This window comes from Pseudomonas putida (assembly GCF_005080685.1).
In the GTDB taxonomy this organism is placed as follows: Bacteria; Pseudomonadota; Gammaproteobacteria; order Pseudomonadales; family Pseudomonadaceae; genus Aquipseudomonas; species Aquipseudomonas putida_V.
In genome coordinates, this window is record NZ_CP039371.1 from 5865703 (window position 1) to 5881913 (window position 16211).

The 16211-nt window shown below is 62.7% G+C and carries 15 protein-coding genes and 1 pseudogene; 11 read left to right on the forward strand and 5 right to left on the reverse strand.

Annotation, left to right across the window (positions count from 1 at the left end):
- Positions 1–82 precede the first annotated feature (82 nt).
- The 7 genes and pseudogenes from urtA to E6B08_RS27265 all read left to right on the forward strand — a co-directional run bounded on the left by urtA (position 83) and on the right by E6B08_RS27265 (position 8477).
- Entirely contained in the window at positions 83–1348 is a 1266-nt protein-coding gene (gene urtA, locus E6B08_RS27235) for an urea ABC transporter substrate-binding protein (RefSeq protein WP_136916802.1), read from the forward strand.
- A gap of 137 nt (positions 1349–1485) precedes the next feature.
- A complete protein-coding gene (urtB, locus tag E6B08_RS27240; protein ID WP_136916803.1) occupies positions 1486–2973 on the forward strand; it encodes an urea ABC transporter permease subunit UrtB in 1488 nt (495 codons plus the stop codon).
- Positions 2973–4052 carry an urea ABC transporter permease subunit UrtC gene (gene urtC, locus E6B08_RS27245; RefSeq protein ID WP_136916804.1) on the forward strand — a complete coding sequence of 360 codons (1080 nt, stop codon included), beginning with the start codon at positions 2973–2975 and terminating at the stop codon, positions 4050–4052. The genes urtB and urtC overlap by 1 nt, the downstream gene beginning before the upstream one ends.
- Positions 4049–4906 (forward strand): urea ABC transporter ATP-binding protein UrtD, encoded by an 858-nt coding sequence (urtD, locus tag E6B08_RS27250; RefSeq protein ID WP_192938596.1) that lies wholly within the window; start codon positions 4049–4051, stop codon positions 4904–4906. Before urtC ends, urtD begins: the two co-directional genes overlap by 4 nt.
- 19 nt (positions 4907–4925) lie before the next feature.
- Positions 4926–5624 (forward strand): urea ABC transporter ATP-binding subunit UrtE, encoded by a 699-nt coding sequence (gene urtE / locus E6B08_RS27255; RefSeq protein WP_136916805.1) that lies wholly within the window; start codon positions 4926–4928, stop codon positions 5622–5624.
- Positions 5625–5655: 31 nt separating this feature from the next.
- On the forward strand, positions 5656–6171 hold the full coding sequence (locus tag E6B08_RS27260; RefSeq protein ID WP_136916806.1) for a GNAT family N-acetyltransferase: 516 nt from the start codon (positions 5656–5658) through the stop codon (positions 6169–6171).
- Between the two features lie 1351 nt (positions 6172–7522).
- Positions 7523–8477 (forward strand): annotated as a pseudogene (locus E6B08_RS27265) (IS110 family transposase).
- 600 nt (positions 8478–9077) lie between these two features.
- On the opposite strand, the gene E6B08_RS27270 reads toward E6B08_RS27265, so the two are convergent.
- Together E6B08_RS27270 and cbpA are read right to left on the reverse strand one after the other, a co-directional pair.
- Positions 9078–9383 (reverse strand): chaperone modulator CbpM, encoded by a 306-nt coding sequence (locus E6B08_RS27270; RefSeq protein WP_136916807.1) that lies wholly within the window; start codon positions 9381–9383, stop codon positions 9078–9080.
- Between the two features lie 2 nt (positions 9384–9385).
- Positions 9386–10342: a curved DNA-binding protein gene (cbpA, locus tag E6B08_RS27275; RefSeq protein WP_136916808.1), complete on the reverse strand. Its 957-nt coding sequence runs from the start codon at positions 10340–10342 to the stop codon at positions 9386–9388.
- A gap of 163 nt (positions 10343–10505) precedes the next feature.
- Between cbpA and E6B08_RS27280 the strand changes: the two genes are divergently transcribed.
- Positions 10506–11777, forward strand: coding sequence for an Hsp70 family protein (locus E6B08_RS27280; RefSeq protein WP_136916809.1), 1272 nt, complete (start codon positions 10506–10508; stop codon positions 11775–11777).
- A 128-nt stretch (positions 11778–11905) separates the two neighbouring features.
- Here E6B08_RS27280 and E6B08_RS27285 read toward each other — a convergent pair whose 3' ends face one another.
- Complete coding sequence (locus tag E6B08_RS27285; protein ID WP_136916810.1) at positions 11906–12913, reverse strand: AI-2E family transporter; 1008 nt, start codon at positions 12911–12913, stop codon at positions 11906–11908.
- 71 nt (positions 12914–12984) lie between these two features.
- Positions 12985–13269, reverse strand: coding sequence for a PsiF family protein (locus E6B08_RS27290; protein ID WP_136916811.1), 285 nt, complete (start codon positions 13267–13269; stop codon positions 12985–12987).
- A gap of 139 nt (positions 13270–13408) precedes the next feature.
- Here E6B08_RS27290 and E6B08_RS27295 point away from each other — a divergent pair, with 139 nt between their 5' ends.
- Positions 13409–14281: a DMT family transporter gene (locus E6B08_RS27295; protein WP_136916812.1), complete on the forward strand. Its 873-nt coding sequence runs from the start codon at positions 13409–13411 to the stop codon at positions 14279–14281.
- Here E6B08_RS27295 and E6B08_RS27300 read toward each other — a convergent pair.
- Positions 14278–15168 (reverse strand): esterase/lipase family protein, encoded by an 891-nt coding sequence (locus E6B08_RS27300; RefSeq protein ID WP_136916813.1) that lies wholly within the window; start codon positions 15166–15168, stop codon positions 14278–14280. The two genes, E6B08_RS27295 and E6B08_RS27300, sit on opposite strands and share 4 nt — an antisense overlap.
- 124 nt (positions 15169–15292) lie before the next feature.
- Here E6B08_RS27300 and osmE point away from each other — a divergent pair, with 124 nt between their 5' ends.
- Positions 15293–15634, forward strand: a complete 342-nt coding sequence (gene osmE / locus E6B08_RS27305; protein WP_136916814.1) for an osmotically-inducible lipoprotein OsmE — start codon at positions 15293–15295, stop codon at positions 15632–15634.
- A 45-nt stretch (positions 15635–15679) separates the two neighbouring features.
- Complete coding sequence (locus tag E6B08_RS27310) at positions 15680–16210, forward strand: ferritin-like domain-containing protein (RefSeq protein WP_136917500.1); 531 nt, start codon at positions 15680–15682, stop codon at positions 16208–16210.
- Position 16211: the final 1 nt, after the last annotated feature.

Sequence of the window (16211 nt, forward strand, 5' to 3'; positions counted from 1 at the left end):
CCCCTTTTGCCACCCGGCACACCCCTTGCAATGCCTATCTCCGCTTGGCCAAAACCAAAAAAACACGCATCGGAGAGAGCACATGAAGCGTCGCAGTCTGATCAAGGCCTTTACCCTCAGCGCATCGATCGCGGCGATGGGGCTGAGCTGGAGCATCCAGGCCGCCGAGACCATCAAGGTCGGCATCCTGCATTCGCTGTCGGGGACCATGGCCATTTCCGAGACGTCGCTCAAGGATATGGCGCTGATGACCATCGACGAGATCAACGCCAAGGGCGGTGTAAACGGCAAGATGCTCGAACCGGTGGTGGTCGACCCGGCCTCCAACTGGCCCCTGTTCGCCGAAAAGAGCCGCCAGCTGCTGACCCAGGACAAGGTCGCGGTGGTGTTCGGCTGCTGGACCTCGGTGTCGCGCAAGTCGGTGCTGCCGGTGTTCGAGGAGCTCAACGGGCTGCTGTTCTATCCGGTGCAGTATGAAGGCGAAGAAATGTCGCCCAACGTGTTCTACACCGGCGCCGCGCCGAACCAGCAGGCCATTCCCGCAGTGGAATACCTGATGAGCGAAGACGGCGGCGGCGCCAAGCGCTTCTTCCTGCTGGGTACCGACTACGTCTACCCGCGCACCACCAACAAGATCCTGCGTGCCTTCCTGCACAGCAAAGGCGTGGCCGACAAGGACATCGAAGAGGTGTACACCCCGTTCGGCCACAGCGACTACCAGACCATCGTCGCCAACATCAAGAAGTTCTCCGCCGGTGGCAAGACCGCTGTGATCTCCACCGTCAACGGCGACTCCAACGTGCCGTTCTACAAGGAACTGGCCAACCAGGGCCTGAAGGCCACCGACGTCCCGGTGGTAGCGTTCTCGGTGGGTGAAGAGGAACTGCGCGGCATCGACACCAAGCCACTGGTCGGTCACCTGGCAGCGTGGAACTACTTCGAGTCGGTGGATAACCCGGTCAACCAGAAGTTCGTCGCCGACTGGAAGGCCTACGCCAAGGCCAAGAACCTGCCGGGTGCCGACAAGGCCGTGACCAACGATCCGATGGAAGCCACCTATGTCGGCATCCACATGTGGGCACAGGCAGCCGAGCAGGCCAAGTCGACCGATGTCGACAAGGTCCGCGAGGCCCTCGCCGGGCAGACCTTCAAGGCGCCGTCGGGCTTCACCCTGACCATGGACAAGACCAACCATCACCTGCACAAGCCGGTGATGATCGGCGAGATCCAGGACGACGGTCAGTTCAGCGTGGTGTGGGAGACCGAGCAACCGCTGCGCGCCCAGCCTTGGAGCCCGTTCATCCCGGGCAACGACAAGCGGCCTGACTACGCGGTGAAAGCCAATTAAGTGATTGGGGCCGCTTCGCGGCCCTTTCGCGACGCAAGGCCGCTCCCACATGGGTACGCGTCCTGTCTGTGGGAGCGGCCTTGTGTCGCGATCGAGGGCAAAGCCCTCGCCTTATTCTGACTTCACAGGAATACCTAATGCTCAGATTCCTGCTCACCCTCCTGCTCCTGCTGCCCCTGGCAACCCAGGCCAGCGAGGGCGAATTCTTCCTCACCGCCAAGCCCGCCGAGCAAGCCCGCCTGCTCGAAGGCTGGGCGGCGCAACCCGATGCCGGACGCCTGGCGCTGCTTGAAAACCTGCGCCAGGGCCGCATCGCCGCGGACGACTCCCGCAAGGTGCGCCTGAACAACCGCCTGCGCGGCCTGATCGACAACGCCCTGGCCAGCCATCAATTGCTCAGCGACGACAGCGCCGTGCGCCTCGCGGCTGCCCAGCAACTGCAAAAAAGTGCAAAACCCGCGCAGATGGCCTACCTCGACCGGCGCTTTGCCACTGAAACCGATCCCGCCGTGCACGCCGCCCTGAGCCTGGCCCTGGCCAACCTGCAACTGGGTGCCAGCGAACCTGCGGTGCGTCTGGCCGCCGTGCGCCTGCTCGGGGAAACCGGCGATCCGTTGGCACGTACCCGCCTCGAAGCGTTGCTGCAGGACGGTGCCGAAACCGACGCCAACGTGCGAAGCGCCGCCGAGACCAGCCTCGCCCAGGTCAAACGCAAGCTGCTGTTCGGCGAACTGCTCGGGCAGGCCTTCAGCGGCCTGTCGCTGGGTTCGATCCTGCTGCTGGCGGCATTGGGCCTGGCCATCACCTTCGGCCTGCTCGGGGTGATCAACATGGCCCATGGCGAGATGCTCATGCTCGGCGCCTACAGCACCTACATGGTCCAGGTGCTGGTGCAGCGCTACGCCCCCGGCGCCATCGAGTTCTACCCACTGATCGCCCTGCCGGTGGCCTTCACCGTCAGCGCCGGGGTCGGCATGGCGCTGGAGCGCACCATCATTCGCCACCTGTATGGCCGCCCGCTGGAAACCCTGCTGGCGACCTGGGGCATCAGCCTGATCCTGATCCAGGCCATCCGCTTGCTGTTCGGCGCGCAGAACGTCGAGGTCAGCAACCCGGCCTGGCTGTCCGGCGGTATCCAGCTGTTGCCCAACCTGGTGCTGCCCTACAGCCGCCTGGTGATCATCGGCTTCGCCCTGGCCGTGGTGGTGCTGACCTGGCTGCTGCTCAACCGCACACGACTGGGCCTGAACGTGCGCGCGGTGACCCAAAACCGCAACATGGCCGCCTGCTGCGGCGTGTCCACCGGCCGCGTCGACATGCTCGCCTTCGGCCTCGGCTCAGGCATCGCCGGACTCGGCGGCGTGGCCCTGAGCCAGGTCGGCAACGTCGGCCCGGACCTGGGCCAGAGCTACATCATCGACTCGTTCCTGGTGGTGGTGCTGGGCGGCGTCGGGCAACTGGCCGGCAGCCTGTGGGCAGCGTTCGGCCTGGGCATCGCCAACAAGCTGCTGGAGCCGCAGATCGGTGCGGTGCTTGGCAAGATCCTCATCCTTGCATTGATCATTCTGTTCATCCAGAAGCGACCGCAAGGCCTGTTCGCCCTCAAGGGACGGGTAATCGACTGATGAACCAGCCACTGCTTGTCACCGCTGCGCAAAAAGCCGGGCCGCGCCTGTCGCTGGCCGTCGGCGCCGTCGTCGTCCTGCTGCTGTTGGCCTTGCCGCTGCTGTCACTGCTGCCGGCGGACCATGCCCTGCAGGTCTCGGCCTATACGCTGACCCTGATCGGCAAGGTTCTGTGCTACGCCATCGTGGCCCTGGCCCTGGATCTGGTCTGGGGTTATGCCGGGCTGCTCTCGCTCGGCCATGGCCTGTTCTTCGCCCTGGGCGGCTATGCCATGGGCATGTACCTGATGCGCCAGGCCGCAGGCGATGGCCTGCCTGGCTTCATGACCTTCCTGTCGTGGACCGAATTGCCCTGGTACTGGGCCGGCACCCAGCACTTCGCCTGGGCCCTGTGCCTGGCGGTCCTGGCCCCTGGATTGCTGGCCCTGGTGTTCGGCTGGTTCGCCTTCCGCTCACGGATCAAGGGCGTGTATTTCTCGATCATGACCCAGGCCCTGACCTTCGCCGGCATGCTGCTGTTCTTCCGCAATGAGACCGGCTTCGGCGGCAACAATGGCTTCACCAGTTTCCGCAGCATCCTTGGCTTCGAGATTGCCGCGCCGGGCACCCGGGCGGTGCTGTTCACGCTCACCGTCGGCCTGCTGCTGGCCAGCCTGTACCTGTGCTGGCGCCTGACCACCAGCAAGTTCGGGCGCCTGCTCACCGCTGTGCGCGACGCCGAGAACCGCCTGATGTTCTGTGGCTACGACCCTCGTGGCTTCAAGCTGCTGGTATGGGTGCTGAGCGCCGTGCTGTGCGGCCTGGCCGGTGCCTTGTACGTGCCCCAGGTGGGCATCATCAACCCCAGCGAGATGTCGCCGACCAACTCCATCGAGGCCGCCGTGTGGGTGGCCCTCGGCGGGCGCGGCACGCTGATCGGTCCACTGCTGGGCGCAGGCCTGGTCAATGGCATGAAGAGCTGGTTCACCGTGGCCTTCCCGGAATTCTGGCTGTTCTTCCTCGGGGCCCTGTTCATCCTCGTCACGCTGTACCTGCCCAAGGGCGTTGTCGGCTTGCTGAAGAAAAGGAGCCAGCCATGAAAGGCCTGCCACCGGTACACCCGGAATTCATGCTCGAACCGGTGTTCGACCAACTGGGCTCTGGCCGCGAGGCGATCGGCCTCGGCCACGCCCGCAAGGCCGGCCTGGACACCCGCCACGGCACGGTGCTGAGCCTCGAGGACATCAGCGTCAGCTTCGATGGTTTCAAGGCGCTGAACGCCCTGAACCTGTACATCGGCGTGGGCGAGCTGCGCTGCATCATCGGCCCCAACGGCGCCGGCAAGACCACGATGATGGACGTGATAACCGGCAAGACCCGCCCGGACACCGGCAGCGCATATTTCGGCGACACCCTCGACCTGACCCGCATGAGCGAGTACCAGATCGCCCAGGCAGGCATTGGCCGCAAATTCCAGAAGCCCACGGTGTTCGAGGCGCTGACGGTGTTCGAGAACCTGGAGCTTGCGCTCAAGGCCGACAAGTCGGTGTGGGCCAGCCTGGCCGCGCGCTTGAGCGGTGAGCAGAGCACCCGCATCGAAGAGGTGCTGACCACCCTGCGCCTGCTGCCCCTGGCCCAGCGCCAGGCGGGCCTGCTTTCGCACGGGCAGAAGCAGTTCCTTGAGATCGGCATGCTGCTGGTGCAGGAGCCGCGGTTGCTGTTGCTCGACGAGCCGGTGGCGGGCATGACCGATGCCGAGACCGAGTTCACCGCTGAATTGTTCAAGGGCCTGGCCGGCACCCATTCGCTGATGGTGGTGGAGCACGACATGGGCTTCGTCGGCAGCATTGCCGACCATGTCACCGTGTTGCACCAGGGCAGCGTGCTGGCCGAAGGATCGCTGGATCAGGTGCAGGCCGATGAGCGGGTGGTCGAGGTTTACCTGGGTCGCTGATCAATACCAAGGACAAAATATGCTGAAAATCGACAGCCTGCACCAATACTACGGCGGCAGCCATATCCTGCGCGGCCTGTCCTTCGAGGCCAAGGTCGGCGAAGTGACCTGCCTGCTCGGACGCAACGGCGTCGGCAAGACCACCCTGCTGCGCTGCCTGATGGGCCTGGTGGCGGCCCGCGAAGGCAGCGTCGAATGGGAAGGCAAGCCGATCACCTCGCTCAAGCCGCAACAACGGGTCCATGCCGGCATCGCCTACGTGCCCCAGGGCCGCGAGATCTTCCCGCGCCTGACCGTGGAAGAGAACCTGCTGATGGGCCTTTCGCGCTTCAGCGCCCGCGAGGCCCGTGAAGTCCCGGCCTTCATCTACGAGCTGTTCCCGGTACTGGAACAGATGAAACAGCGCCGTGGTGGCGACCTCTCCGGCGGTCAGCAGCAACAGCTGGCGATCGGCCGCGCCCTGGCCAGCCGCCCCCGCCTGCTGATCCTCGACGAACCCACCGAAGGCATCCAGCCATCGGTGATCAAGGAGATCGGCGCGGTCATCCGGCGCCTGGCCGAGCGTGGCGACATGGCCATCCTGCTGGTCGAGCAGTTCTACGACTTCGCCGAAGAGCTGGCCGACCAGTACCTGGTCATGGCCCGCGGCGAGATCGTCCAGCGTGGGCGCGGTGAAAACATGCAGGCCGAAGGTGTGCGCGGGCTGGTAACCATTTAATCTGCACCGATCGACCCTGTGAGACCCTGCAATGAGCCACGACATCCGCGACGCCCAGCCCACCGACGTGCCGGGCATCCTCGACATCTACAACGACGCGGTGCGCAATACCACCGCGATCTGGAACGAAACGCCGGTGGACCTGGCCAACCGCCAGGCGTGGTTCGCCGCCCGCGCCGAACAGGGCTATCCGATCCTGGTGGCGGTCGATGACAGCGGCGTACTGGGCTATGCCTCGTTCGGCGACTGGCGGCCCTTCGAGGGCTTTCGCCTGACCGTGGAGCACTCGGTGTACGTGCGTGACGACCAGCGCGGCAAGGGCCTGGGGCCGCTGTTGATGGCTGCGTTGATCGAGCGGGCGCGGGGCTGCGGCAAGCATGTGATGGTCGCGGCCATCGAAAGTGGCAATGCGGCGTCGGTGCGCCTGCATGAACGGCTGGGGTTCGTGATCACCGGGCAGATGCCGCAGGTGGGGGTGAAGTTCGGGCGCTGGCTGGATTTGACGCTCATGCAGTTGGTGTTGAATCCGGGGGCCGAGCCCGCTTGAATGCTGCACTGCCTGCATCGGCCTCTTCGCGGGACAAGCCCGCTCCCACAAGTACCCCACTGAATCTGAAAATAGTGGGGTACCTGTGGGAGCCCGCTTGAATTCTCACTGCCTGCATCGGCCTCTTCGCGGGACAAGCCCGCTCCCACAAGTACCCCACTGAATCTGAAAATAGTGGGGTACCTGTGGGAGCCCGCTTGAATTCTCACTGCCTGCATCGGCCTCTTCGCGGGACAAGCCCGCTCCCACAAGTACCCCTCTGAATCTGAAAATAGTGGGGTACCTGTGGGAGCCCGCTTGAATTCTCACTGCCTGCATCGGCCTCTTCGCGGGACAAGCCCGCTCCCACAAGTACCCCACTGAATCTGAAAATAGTGGGGTACCTGTGGGAGCCCGCTTGAATTCTCACTGCCTGCATCGGCCTCTTCGCGGGACAAGCCCGCTCCCACAAGTACCCCACTGAATCTGAAAATAGTGGGGTACCTGTGGGAGCCCGCTTGAATTCTCACTGCCTGCATCGGCCTCTTCGCGGGACAAGCCCGCTCCCACAAGTACCCCACTGAATCTGAAAATAGTGGGGTACCTGTGGGAGCCCGCTTGAATTCTCACTGCCTGCATCGGCCTCTTCGCGGGACAAGCCCGCTCCCACAAGTACCCCACTGAATCTGAAAATAGTGGGGTACCTGTGGGAGCCCGCTTGAATTCTCACTGCCTGCACCGGCCTCTTCGCGGGACAAGCCCGCTCCCACAAGTACCCCACTGAATCTGAAAATAGTGGGGTACCTGTGGGAGCCCGCTTGAATGCTGCACTGCCTGCATCGGCCTCTTCGCGGGACAAGCCCGCTCCCACAAGTACCCCACTGAATCTGAAAATAGTGGGGTACCTGTGGGAGCCCGCTTGAATGCTGCACTGCCTGCATCGGCCTCTTCGCGGGACAAGCCCGCTCCCACAAGTACCCCACTGAATCTGAAAATAGTGGGGTACCTGTGGGAGCCCGCTTGAATGCTGCACTGCCTGCATCGGCCTCTTCGCGGGACAAGCCCGCTCCCACAAGTACCCCACTGAATCTGAAAATAGTGGGGTACCTGTGGGAGCCCGCTTGAATTCTCACTGCCTGCATCGGCCTCTTCGCGGGACAAGCCCGCTTGTATGGTTAGACTTGAAGGGGTGGTGGGACTAAATACCCGATTCTGACTGTTCGCAGCAGTACAGACCGTGGGAGACATCGCCCCACCCCTTCCACCAAAGCGCCGATAAAGAATGCATCGTTTGCAAGCGACGATAGAAGCAAGCCAGCGCCTCTGGGTGAAACCCCTTCAAGCCGAAAAACCATAACGTGAGGAGCCGCCCATGGCAATGCAGGTAAGCAAGTTGATCATGGGGGGTGGATGTCGCGAAAGTAGAACTGGTTATCCATCACGATGATCGTGATGAGATCATCAGGCTGAAAAATTCCAAACTCGAAATCAAAAGGTGGCTGAAGCAGCAGCCTCTCAATACTGCTATCGCAGTTGAAGCAACCAATGTCTATCACCTGGACTTGGTCGAGCTGGCCCATCACCTGGGTTTTGAGGTTTATGTCATTGATGGCTTTCAACTCAGCAACTACAGAAAAAGTGTCGGTGGGCGGGTAAAAACCGATCCGTCTGATGCTCGGTTGCTGTCCCGTTTTCTGAAAAACGAAGGTGAGGACCTCCGCCCTTGGAGCCCGCCTCCTGCTGTCTACAGCAAGCTTCAGAGTCTCCTTCGGCGCAGAGCCAGATTGGTGACTGCTCGCACGGCTATGACTCAAAGCTGGGCGAATGAAAGCCTTTTGAAAACCGCCTTCGAGACCTTCTTAAAGTCGATAGATCGACTGGATCAATTGATCCAAAAGAAGATTAAAGAAGTACTCCGAGAGGCTGGGCTGCACGAGCAAGTCGCTCGCTGCCAGGCGGTAGAGGGTATTGGTTTTCTCACCGCCACCGCGTTGGTGATGGCTTTTATGAGGGGCGAATTCAAAAGCAGTGACTCGTACATTGCATTCTTGGGAATGGATCTGCGAGTGAGTGATTCCGGACAAAAGAATGGACGCCGCCGCCTCACCAAGCGAGGTTGTTCAGAAATTCGTCGCTTATTGCATAACGCTGCGATGGCTGCCAGCAGATCGGCTGCCTGGAGAGGGTTTTACGAACAGCATCGGAGCACAGGTAAAGCCACAACCCAAGCTTTAGTAATCCTGGCAAGAAAGCTTGCGCGGGTAGCATTCGCCCTGATGAAAAATCAGGACGAATACGTCACAAAAGGCGGGAAATTGGTTTGCTGAAAACCATAGAATCTCCCACAAGTACCCCTCTGAATCTGAAAATAGTGGGGTACCTGTGGGAGCCCGCTTGAATTCTCACTGCCTGCACCGGCCTCTTCGCGGGACACGCCCGCTCCCACAAGTACCCCACTGAATCTGAAAATAGTGGGGTACCTGTGGGAGCCCGCTTAAATTCTCACTGCCTGCACCGGCCTCTTCGCGGGACACGCCCGCTCCCACAAGTACCCCACTGAATCTGAAAATAGTGGGGTACCTGTGGGAGCCCGCTTGAATTCTCACTGCCTGCACCGGCCTCTTCGCGGGACAAGCCCGCTCACAAGTACCCCACTGAATCTGAAAATAGTGGGGTACCTGTGGGAGCCCGCTTGAATTCTCACTGCCTGCACCGGCCTCTTCGCGGGACAAGCCCGCTCCCACAAGTACCCCTCTGAATCTGAAAATAGTGGGGTACCTGTGGGAGCCCGCTTGAATTCTCACTGCCTGCACCGGCCTCTTCGCGGGACAAGCCCGCTCCCACAAGTACCCCACTGAATCTGAAAATAGTGGGGTACCTGTGGGAGCGGGCTTGTCCCGCGAAGAGGCCGGTGCAGGCAAACAAATTTACATCTGGGTGAACCGCCCCAGGCGCTGGCGCAACATGCTGTTCTCGTGACGCAACTGCTGCACCTCCTGCAGCAACTCGAGGGCCAGCGCCACACCTTCCCATTCGAGCTCCAGCTCCTGGTGCAACTTCGCCGCGCGCTTGGCCACGAGCGGCGCCTGATCGTCGAACAGCCAGTCTTCCGGCGTTCGCCCCAACGGTTCGACGATCCCGTGCTCGACGATCTCGATCACGTAGTCAGCCGTGATATCGGCTTCCTGACAAAGGGTACGCATGTCCAGTTGAACGATCAGGGTGCTGCTCATGGTCACTTACTCCATTGTGTCCTCGGATCGAACGCAGCCTTCTCCGAAAGCTTGGTCCACAGTTCGCGGGCAGACTCGTCTGAAGTCGGCGGCATCACCACCTTCAACTGCGCGTAGAGGTTGCCACGTTCGCCTTTCTTGTTGGCCAGGCCCATGCCTGGCACCCGCAGGCGCTGGCCGCTCTGGCTGTCGGGGCGGATGGTCAGGTTGATCTTGCCGGTCAGGGTCGGCACGGCCACCTTGGTGCCCAACGCGGCCTCCCACGGTGCCAGCGGTACCGTGATGATCAGGTCATGACCTTCGACATCGAACAGCGGATGCGGTGCCATGCGGATGGTCAGGAACAGGTCGCCATTGGCCCCGCCGCCAACGCCCGGAGCGCCCTGGCCCTTGAGGCGAATACGCTCGCCATCGGTAACCCCGGCGGGGATCTTCACGTTCAGGGTCTTGGTGGTGAAACCGGTACGCTGGCCAGCGGCGTTGGTCTGCGGCACCTGGAAGCTAATCTGCTTGGATTCCTTGTTGAGGGTTTCCTCGAGGAAAATCGCCAGTTCCAGTTCCACGTCCTGCCCCCGCCTGCCGGCACTGCGTTGTTGACCACGCCCACCGCCGAACGGATTGCCGCCACGTGCGCCGAAGATCGAGCTGAAGAAATCCGAAAAGTCGCCGCCTTCGAAGCCGCCGCCCGCGCCGCCTCGGCTCTCCCAGCCCGGCGGGGCCTGGAAGGGCCGACCGTGCTGGCCGCCGTACTTGCGGATCTCGTCGAACTCAGCGCGCTTTTCGGCATCGCTCAGCACTTCGTAGGCCTCGTTGGCCTCCTTGAATTTCTCCTCGGCGTCACGCTCTTTGCTGACGTCGGGGTGATACTTGCGCGCAAGCTTGCGGTAGGCGGTCTTGATCGCCTTCTCGTCCGCCGTGGGCTCTACGCCAAGTATCTTGTAATAGTCTTTGAAGTCCATCTACGGAACACCCGTGTGAATTTGCATGTTGCATCTGAAGATAAGGGCCAAGCATAGCCTTTCAAGGTTCGCTTGGCTTTGTCTTGGGGCAGACGACCGGTCTTGATTCTGTAGCCAACTGGCATACACTGCGCGGCCGTTTTGCCTTCGGAAGCTTTTTCCCATGTCTGACGTATCCCCGGCCCGCGCCCTGGGCATCGACTTCGGCACCTCCAACTCCACGGTCGGCTGGCACCGCCCTGGCAGCGAGTCGCTGATTGCCCTGGAAGACGGCAAGATCACCCTGCCCTCGGTGGTCTTCTTCAACATCGAGGAGCGTCGTCCGGTCTATGGCCGCCTGGCCCTGCATGAATACCTCGAGGGCTACGAAGGCCGCCTGATGCGCTCGCTCAAGAGCCTGCTGGGGTCCAAGCTGATCAAGCACGACACCAGCGTGCTGGGCAGCGCCTTGCCATTCAAGGACCTGCTGGGGATGTTCATCGGCGAGCTGAAAAAGCGCGCCGAGGCCGCCGCCGAGCGCAGCTTCGACCAGGTCGTGCTGGGTCGCCCGGTGTTCTTCGTCGACGAAGACCCGGCCGCCGACCAGGAGGCCGAGGACACCCTGGCAGACGTGGCGCGCAAGATCGGCTTCAAGGACGTGTCGTTCCAGTACGAGCCGATTGCCGCGGCGTTCGACTACGAGTCGGGCATCAGCCGTGAAGAACTGGTGCTCATCGTCGATATCGGCGGGGGTACCTCGGACTTTACCCTGATCCGCCTTTCGCCCGAGCGCCATCAAGTGGCCGAGCGCCAGAGCGACATCCTCGCCACTGGCGGCGTGCACATTGGTGGTACCGACTTCGACAAGCAGCTGAGCCTGCAGGGCGTGATGCCGCTGTTCGGCTATGGCAGCCGGATGAAGAGCGGTGCGTTGATGCCCACCAGCTACCACCTGAACCTGGCTACCTGGCACACCATCAACGCCCTGTACGGGCAGAAATCGCAGTTGGCCCTGGGCAGCATGCGCTACGACATCGAGGACACCCAGGGTATCGACCGTCTGTTCAAGTTGATCGAACAGCGCGCAGGGCACTGGCTGGCGATGGAAGTGGAAGCCAGCAAGATCGAGCTGACCGAACAGCCGAGCCGCAACATCGACCTGGGCCGGGTCGAGCCGGCCCTGGCCGCGGAACTGACCCGGGTGCTGTTCGAGGAAGCCATCGAGGGGCTGCTGCAGCGTGTGCGCGGCAGCGTGAGCGAGCTGCTGGCCAAGGCCGGCGTGAGCCAGACCCAGGTCGACACGGTGTTCTTCACCGGTGGTTCGAGCGGGATCCCGGCGCTGCGCAACAGCGTGGCGGCGATGCTGCCGAATGCGCGGCATGTCGAAGGCAACATCTTCGGCAGCATCGGCAGCGGGTTGGCGATCGAGGCGCGCAAGCGGTACGGGGCGGTCTGATAGTGTGCGACTGACTGCACTGGCCTCGTTGCGGGTAAACCCGCGCCTACAGGATCTGCGCCGGTTTCGTGGGCGGTGCTACCCGTGTAGGAGCGGGCTTGCCCGCGAAAGGGCCGGTACAGACAGACTCAGACCAGCTCGGCCCGCTTCAACTCACTCTTCAGATACGCGTAGTACACCGGCCCCGCCACCACCCCAGGCAACCCGAACGCCGCCTCGAATACCAGCATCGCCAGCAACAGCTCCCACGACTTGGCACTGATCTGCCCACCAACGATCCGCGCGTTGAGGAAATACTCGACCTTGTGGATGACGATCAAATACCCCAACGCCGCCATCGCCACCCAGATCGACAGCGACAGCCCGACGATGGTGATCAGCGTGTTGGACATCAGGTTGCCGATCACCGGCAGCAGGCCCAGCAGGAACGTCAGCACGATCAAGGTCTTGGTCAACGGCAGGTGCACGCCGAACAGCGGCAGCACCACCGCCAGGAAGATGCCGGTGAAGGTGGTGTTGAGCAGCGAGATCTTGATCTGCGCGAAGACGATGTTGCGAAACGCCTGCACCAGCAGGTTCAAGCGCTCGAACAACGCCGCGGCCAGCGGCTTGCGCCGGGAAATGTCGGGAATGCGCTGCAAGGCGACGATGGCGCCGAGGATCATGCCGATCAGCAAGGTGACGAACATGTGTGCCATGCCCTTGCCGACCAGCTGCAGTTCGCCCAGGTGGCTCTTCAACCAGTCGCCGATGGCAACCTTGAACTCGGCAGCGCTGGCTGGCAGGTAACCCTCGATGAACGGCGGCAACTGGCCACGGGCGCGCTCCACCAGGGCCATGAACTTGTCCAGCGAGGCTCCAGGGTTTTCCGCTTCGTGCAGCAGGAAACTGAACGCGCCAGCGATCAGCAAGGTCAGGGTGGTGACCACCAGGGTGCCGAGCAGCGCCACCGCCAGCCAGCGCGCGCGCTGCCCGGCGATCAGCGGCTGCAGGCGCGGGGTGAGCATGTTCACCAGCTCGAACACCAGCAGCCCGGCCAACAGGCTGGGGAGCAATTTCAGGGGCAGCGCCAGCAACAGGCCGGCAAACACGATGATCCAACTGGCCAGGGTGATCTGGCGGGGGGTAAAGGTCATACAGCCTCAACGGCAGACAACAGGACAGATCCGCAGTCTGCCAGCCTTAGTCCTGCAGGCATAGGCGCAGCTCACTTCTTCTTCAGGCAGTCACTCATGAAGGCCTTGCGCTCGTCACCCTTGAGCGCCTTGGTGTTGGCATCGGCGTTGCAGGTTTTCATCTTCTCCTGCTGGGTCTGTGGGACGTCCTTTTTCAGGCAGGTGCTCATGAACGCCTTGCGCTCATCGCCCTTGAGCGCCTTGGCGGTGGCATCGGCGTTGCAGGTTTTCATCTTCTCTTGCTGGGCAGTCGCTGCGAATCCTTGTGCACTGAACAGCACGGCCAGGACCAGCAATGGAGCGTGCAACATCTTCATGGAGTGATCTCCTTGTCTCCGCGCCCGATGCACGGGATGCGCCTGAAGTGTAGACAAATTTTTTTACATTCCATCGGGGCATCAACCTGCATACTGTGCGGCCAAGGCGCCTGCGCCAGCACGACGAGCCCCCTGCTGCATGAACTACGCGTTTCCCCTGATCGCCATCCTCATCTGGGCCGGCAATACCGTGGTCACCAAGATGTCCGCCGGCGCCATCTTTCCCGCCGAGATCGGCTTCTATCGCTGGCTGCTGGCGGGCCTGCTGTTCACCCCGTTCCTGCTGCCCGCCACCTGGCGCAACCGCGCGGCGATCCGCCCGCACCTGGGCAAGATCGCCATCCTCAGCGTGCTGGGGATGGCCATGTACCAGAGCCTGGCCTACTTCGCCGCCGGCATCACCAGCGCCACCAACATGGGCATCATCCTGTCGCTGATGCCGCTGATGTCGCTGGCCCTCTCCATTGCCTGGCTGGGCCAGCGTCTGAGCTATGGCGCCCTGGTCGGCGCCTTGGTATCGCTGATCGGGGTGGTCACCGTGGTGTCCGCCGGCCACCCCAGCAACCTGCTGGCCCAGGGGCTCAACGGCGGCGACCTGCTGATGCTGCTTGCCACCGTGGCCTACGCCTTGTACAGCTTCCTGCTGAAAAAATGGCAGCTGCGCCTGCCGCCGATGCAGGTGCTGTACCTGCAGGTGCTGGTGGCTATCGTGGTATTGCTGCCGCTGTTCTTGCTCTCGGACAAGACCGGCCTGAACAGCCGCAACATCGGCCTGGTGCTGTATGCCTGCATGCTCGCCTCGATGATCGCCCCACTGGTCTGGATGCAGGCCGTGCATCGCCTGGGGCCAAGCCGCACGACCCTGTTCTTCAACCTGCTGCCGGTAGTGACGGCGGTGATCGCCGCAGGGGTGCTGGACGAACGCCTGGCCAGTTACCACCTCACCGGCGGCCTGCTGACCCTGGCCGGTGTGGTGCTGGCCGAGCGCTGGACCACACCCGTGCGCCGCTAGAGGCCGGCGGCCTTGAGCCGGGCGGCGTGTTCGGTGAACAGGCGCAGCGGCTCGGCGCCCTTGCCCACGGCGCCAAGGGACTGGTTGACGATATCCAGGTGGTCGAGCGGGTAATCGTCGCCGATCACCTGCCCCAGGTGAGAGCTGAAGCGCCCGACCATGCCATCGCACTGGCCCTTTTCCTTGACGAAGCTGCGCGCGAACAGCCGGCAGAAATAGCTGCTGCCATCGAAACGGTTGCGGCCCCGGTCGGTACGACCTGGCTGCACGGTGCCCGACCAGGAGTAATAGCGTACGCCGTCGACCTCGGCCGGCCCCTGGCCGCCCCAGGTCTCGGGCAGACCCTGTGGATAAGCCTGGTTGAACAGTGCTACCCCGGCGCTGGTCAAGGACTGGTGCGAGGCATGCACATCGAGGGGTAGCGACTCGCGGCGCCAACCGGTCTCCAGCCACATCTGCAGCCGTGCCCAGGCGTACAGCACCGCCCTGAGCAAGCGCCCCCGCGGTGAGTCTCCCGGTGCCGAGCGCGAGAGGTGGTCGGCCAGTTCCGAGCCATGGTTGGGGCCGGCCACCGAGGTCACCGAGGCGACTCGCCAGGGGCGCTTGGCCGCGGCGTAGCGGGCATTGAGGGCGCCCTGGCTGTGGCCGATCAGGTTGACCTTGGCAGCGCCAGTGCGCTGGCAGATGTCTTCGATGATCGCCAGCAGTTGCTCACCCCGCACCTCGTTGGAATGCAGCGGCGAGACCTGTACCGGAAACACCTGCGCCCCACCCTTGCGCAGCGCCGGCACGATGCCGAACCAGTACGGGTAGAGCAGCACGCGAACGAAGCCGAGCATGCCCGGCACCAGCACCAACGGGTATCGCGTAGCCAGTTCCCGACTCATGCCCCAGCCCCTTCCAATGGATGCAGGCATCACCTTAGCTTGCGGCCAATGGCTATCGCAATCGAACTCCCGGCGCCGCGTGAGGTTCCAAACCTGAACAGACCCTTGAGCAAGGAGCGGGACCATGTACAAGCAGACCCTGGCAGTCCTTCTGGCTAGCGCCACCCTCGCCGCCTGCGGCAGCCGCCCGGAAAACCCGGTGGACTACGTCACCTACCGCGACGAGCCGCTGGTCAAGCAGGTCGAGAACGGCATGACCATGCAGAAGGTCATCGCCATCGGCGGCAGTCCGTCCAACGCCATCGATCTGCCCCACGGCGGCATCTGCAACGACTACATCCTCAACCGTGACGGCCACCAGCAGCCCTACTACGTGCGCTTCGACGCTACCGGGCATGTCGACGCCAAGGGTTTCAAGACCTGTAAACAACGCCAAGAAGACAGCGACGCCGCCCACGGCGCGTAAGTCTCGAGACATCCCATGACCACCCTGATTCTTTCGGAGATGAACATGAACGCCACTGAACTGACCGATGTGCAGACCCTGCGCCAGCGTGCCCGCCAGCATGTGGAAAACGGCGCCGTGACCGAGGGTTACCATGCCGACCGCGAGCGCATCATCACCCTGCTCAACGAATCCCTGGCCACCGAGCTGGTCTGCGTGCTGCGCTACAAGCGTCATTACTTCATGGCCAGCGGCATCAAGGCGAGCGTGGCGGCAGCGGAATTTCTCGAGCATGCCAACCAGGAAAGCGAACACGCCGACAAACTGGCCGAACGCATCGTGCAGCTTGGCGGCGAGCCAGACTTCAACCCGGACAACCTGAGCAAGAACTCCCATGCCCAGTACGTCGCGGGCAGCTCGCTGAAGGAAATGGTCCTCGAGGACCTGGTGGCCGAGCGTATCGCCATCGACAGCTACCGCGAGATCATCCAGTACATCGGCGACAAGGATCCGACCACGCGGCGTATTTTCGAGGACATCCTGGCCCAGGAAGAGGAGCACGCCGACGATATGTCGGACTTGCTGCAAGGGCTGTGAT

Excerpts from the sequence above, each read along its gene's own strand:
- E6B08_RS27270 (WP_136916807.1), bottom strand. The coding sequence starts at position 9,383 with ATGAGCAGCACCCTGATCGTTCAACTGGACATGCGTACCCTTTGTCAG.
- urtB (WP_136916803.1), top strand. The coding sequence starts at position 1,486 with ATGCTCAGATTCCTGCTCACCCTCCTGCTCCTGCTGCCCCTGGCAACC.
- urtC (WP_136916804.1), top strand. The coding sequence starts at position 2,973 with ATGAACCAGCCACTGCTTGTCACCGCTGCGCAAAAAGCCGGGCCGCGC.
- osmE (WP_136916814.1), top strand. The coding sequence starts at position 15,293 with ATGTACAAGCAGACCCTGGCAGTCCTTCTGGCTAGCGCCACCCTCGCC.
- E6B08_RS27260 (WP_136916806.1), top strand. The coding sequence starts at position 5,656 with ATGAGCCACGACATCCGCGACGCCCAGCCCACCGACGTGCCGGGCATC.
- E6B08_RS27300 (WP_136916813.1), bottom strand. The coding sequence starts at position 15,168 with ATGAGTCGGGAACTGGCTACGCGATACCCGTTGGTGCTGGTGCCGGGC.
- urtE (WP_136916805.1), top strand. The coding sequence starts at position 4,926 with ATGCTGAAAATCGACAGCCTGCACCAATACTACGGCGGCAGCCATATC.
- E6B08_RS27280 (WP_136916809.1), top strand. The coding sequence starts at position 10,506 with ATGTCTGACGTATCCCCGGCCCGCGCCCTGGGCATCGACTTCGGCACC.
- E6B08_RS27295 (WP_136916812.1), top strand. The coding sequence starts at position 13,409 with ATGAACTACGCGTTTCCCCTGATCGCCATCCTCATCTGGGCCGGCAAT.
- urtD (WP_192938596.1), top strand. The coding sequence starts at position 4,049 with ATGAAAGGCCTGCCACCGGTACACCCGGAATTCATGCTCGAACCGGTG.
- urtA (WP_136916802.1), top strand. The coding sequence starts at position 83 with ATGAAGCGTCGCAGTCTGATCAAGGCCTTTACCCTCAGCGCATCGATC.
- E6B08_RS27310 (WP_136917500.1), top strand. The coding sequence starts at position 15,680 with ATGAACGCCACTGAACTGACCGATGTGCAGACCCTGCGCCAGCGTGCC.
- E6B08_RS27290 (WP_136916811.1), bottom strand. The coding sequence starts at position 13,269 with ATGAAGATGTTGCACGCTCCATTGCTGGTCCTGGCCGTGCTGTTCAGT.
- E6B08_RS27285 (WP_136916810.1), bottom strand. The coding sequence starts at position 12,913 with ATGACCTTTACCCCCCGCCAGATCACCCTGGCCAGTTGGATCATCGTG.
- cbpA (WP_136916808.1), bottom strand. The coding sequence starts at position 10,342 with ATGGACTTCAAAGACTATTACAAGATACTTGGCGTAGAGCCCACGGCG.